The sequence below is a fragment of the Streptomyces synnematoformans genome (assembly GCF_039531005.1).
GTDB classification, from domain to species: Bacteria; Actinomycetota; Actinomycetes; order Streptomycetales; family Streptomycetaceae; genus Streptomyces; species Streptomyces synnematoformans.
The window spans coordinates 1-3495 of sequence record NZ_BAAAPF010000489.1 but is presented as its reverse complement, the minus strand read 5'-3'; the positions used below and the strand labels follow the sequence as shown (position 1 = coordinate 3495).

The 3495-nt window shown below is 72.4% G+C and carries 2 protein-coding genes and 1 pseudogene; all 3 read right to left on the bottom strand.

Annotated features, from left to right (window positions below):
• A partial coding sequence (locus tag ABD317_RS34890) for a roadblock/LC7 domain-containing protein (RefSeq protein ID WP_199814518.1) occupies positions 1–160 on the bottom strand: 160 nt, incomplete at its 3' end.
• Between the two features lie 9 nt (positions 161–169).
• Positions 170–2929 (bottom strand): sensor histidine kinase, encoded by a 2760-nt coding sequence (locus ABD317_RS34885; RefSeq protein ID WP_425582523.1) that lies wholly within the window; start codon positions 2927–2929, stop codon positions 170–172.
• A gap of 462 nt (positions 2930–3391) precedes the next feature.
• A pseudogene (locus ABD317_RS34880) lies at positions 3392–3495 on the bottom strand (ATP-binding protein); the annotation flags it as partial.

Here is a 3495-nt window from a genome sequence, read left to right as displayed (position 1 = left end):
ACGCCACCGCCGCCAGCTGGTCGGCGCGGTCGCGCGGGAAGCCGTCGGACATCGCGAGGAGGAGTCCGTCGGCGGAGACCACCACCGTGTGGGACACCCCGGGGGTGTTGTCCACAAAGTTGGTGATCAACCAGTTCAGGTTCTGCGCCGCCTGGCTCATCGGGCTCACCTAACGCTCCTGATCGTATGTGCCGGGGCCTGTGCCCGGCCCGTCACTCTGCTGCGGCCCCTGCTGACGGCCCTGCTGGACGCCGCGGCGCAGGTTGCTCAGCCGGCCGCGTACGTCCTCCGGGGCCCGGGAGACCTGTGGGCCTCCCAGCTGGGGCTGCTCCGCGGTGCCCTCCACCAGGTTCTGGCGGGGCACCCGCCGGGGAAGGCCCGCGGAGGTGACCCCGCCCGCCTTCGGTTCGCGCACCTGCTCGGCGCGCTCCCAGCGTTCGTCGTTCGCCGACCGCCACTCGTCGTCGACCGGCGCCGGCTCCGGTTCGCCGAAGCCGAAGCCCGGGTGGCCGGCCGCCGGCACAACCGGAGATTCCGCTTCCGGATGCGCCAGGCTGTCGTACGCGCCCTGCCCCGTCCAGGCGTTCGGCGGGACGTCGGGCTCCACGTGGCCGTACGTATCGTACGCGGGCTCCGGCGAGATGCCCCCGGGCGCGAAGGGATCAGTGCCCACATCCTCCGCTTCGGAATCGTGGAAACCGGGGGTACGGTCCTGCGCCGCCGCTTCGAGCGCCGCCCGGCGCTCCTCCCGCAGCAGCGAGCGCTGGATGGGGTCGAAGACGCCCTCCTGGCCGCCGAGCGCCGGCATCGGCGAGCGGGGCTCCACCTGCGGGTACGAGGAGTCGTCGAAGCCCAGCTCGGCCGCGCTGCGCGCGCGCCCGCCCGCGAAGCCGTTGCCGGCGGGCTGGAAGGACGGCCGGTCCGCGACGATGCGGGAGACGGTGAACTCGTCCTGCTGTTCGGACGCCTCGGTCGAGCCGCCGAAGGCGATGGCCTCGGGCAGCATCACCAGCGAGGTGGTGCCCGACTGCTCGCCGGAGGGGCGCAGCTGCACGCGGATGCCGTGCCGGTCGGCCAGCCGGCCGACCACGAACAGGCCCATGCGCTGGGAGATCGCGACGTCCACGGTGGGCGGGTTGGCGAGCCGGTGGTTGATGTCCGCGAAGTCCTCCGCGGTCAGGCCGATGCCCTTGTCGTGGATCTCGACCATCACCCGGCGGTCCGGCAGCCGGGTGGCGGTGACCCGGACCTTGGTGTGCGGCGAGGAGAAGGTGGTGGCGTTCTCCAGCAGCTCGGCGAGCAGGTGCACGAGGTCGGTGACGGCGCTGCCGTGGATCTCGCTGTCGGGGACGCCCTCCAGCTCGATGCGCTCGTACGACTCGACCTCCGAGGTCGCCGCGCGTAGCACGTCGACGAGCGGGACCTCCTCGTCCATGTGCCGGCCGGTGTCCTCGCCCGCGAGGACCAGCAGGTTCTCGCCGTTGCGGCGCATGCGGGTGGCGAGGTGGTCCATGTGGAACAGGTTCTCCAGCTGCTCCGGGTCCGCCTCGTGGTCCTCCAGGCCGGAGATCAGCTCCAGCTGGCGTTCGATGAGGCCCTGGTTGCGCCGGGAGAGGTTGGTGAAGATCGCGTTCAGGTTGCCCCGCAGCAGCGCCTGCTCGGCGGCCAGCCGGACCGCCTCGCGGTGCACCTGGTCGAAGGCGCGGGCGACCTCGCCGATCTCGTCCCTGCTGTGCAGCGGGATCGGCTGGACGCGGGTGTCCACCCGGCCGGGGTCGGTGCGGGAGAGCTGGTCGACCAGCATCGGCAGCCGCTGCTCGGCGACGCCGAACGCGGAGTTGCGCAGCAGCCGCATGCTGCGGCCCATGGAGCGGGCCATCATCGCGGCGATGACGAAGCCGATGAGCAACGCGCCGACGGCGATCGCGGCGCCGACGACGGTGTCCCGCTTGGCGGACTCGACGATGTCGTGGGCGTCGGCCACGGCGCGGTCGGCGAACTCGATCTCGACCGTGCGGTACGCGGCGATGGGCACGCTGGTGGCGGCGTACCAGGTCTGCGGGGTGATGCCCTGCTCGGCGAGCGACTCGGGCGTGGCGCCCTCGCCGATCCCGGCGATGCCGGCGAGCATCGCCGACGGCTCCGGCGGCGCGGTGAACTCGCCGCCGCCGCTCTCGGCCTCCCGCTGCGCCTCCGCGAGCCGCTGCTTGGCCTCGTCCTCCTGGTCGGCCAGCGCGTCCTTGAGCATCCGGTTGTCGGCTTCGGTGCTGCCGGTGCGGAACTCGTCGAGGGCGATGGGCTCCAGATAGGCGAAGGAGGCCAGCGCGGTCTTCTCCTCGGCCAGCACCTCGGCCTTCTCGGGCGGGCTGACCAGGAGTTCGGTGCCGATGGAGCGGACCAGCGAGGCCGCGGACTTGGACAGCGAGATCGCGTACATCGCGCGGCCGTAGGTGGTGATGTTGCTGGTGCCCAGGCCCAGCTCGTTGGCGAAGGTCATCAGCGGGCGGTACATCTGCGCGTACCCGAGGTGGGTGTCGGCGCCGGGCGCCTGGGACGTGAACGCCGCCTGGCGCATCTGCTCCAGGTTCTTCTCCTGCTCCCGGACGGCCTTGAGCCGGCGGGTGAGGCCGGAGGTGTCCGGCATGTCCTCGACCTGCCGGTCGAACTCGGCCGCGGCGGCGTCCGTGGCCTGCCGCGCCTCGGTCACGCGGCTCGCCTCGCGGTCGCCGTGGAGCAGCGGCTGCACGGAGACGTCGCGCTCGGCCATGAGGCGGTCGGCGTAGTCGGCGGCGGCCTTGGCCACCTTGGCGGTGTTCTCCGCGTCCTGGGCCTCGCGCCAGGTCTCCACCGAGCTGTTCACCCGGAGGCCGGCGAAGACCAGTGCCACGAGCACCGGGATCAGCAGGATCGCGTTCAGCCGGGTGGCCACCCGCCAGTTGCGGGGTGAGAACCGGCTGCCGCTCGGCGGGGGCGGCGCCGGCTGCGCACCGGCAGGGGGCGGCGCCGCCGCGTGCGACGGCGGGCTGAAGTTGCCCCGCGTCTCCTGCGCGGGACCCTTGCTGCTGCGCCTCACCGGACCAACAACCTCTCGGCCTACTCTCGGGTCAGTTCCTCGAATTCCAGCACGCCGGGCGGCACATTCCAAACGCCTGGCGCGGACTTCGTACGATCGCGCAGGCACCGGCAAAACAGGGCGTACGCGGCGTCATCCGACAAAGCGCAACGGCGGCATCAGCGGAACGGAGTCGGCCGCCTGCGTCCTGTGCATCCGGTCCCCCCAATCTGCTTCCAAACGTTATCAACGCCTCAGGGGCGGGCCGCACCCTGCGGTGCGACCCGCCCCTGGCGAAGTCTCCGGCCCGCGGCCCCCGTCGGGGCCGGGCCGGCACGGTCAGCGGAGCCGGGCCATGAGGGCGTGCTCGACCAGCGTGATCAGCGTTGACTTGGACTCCGAGCGCTGCCGCGCATCCGTCGTCAGGATCGGCGTCTCCGGCC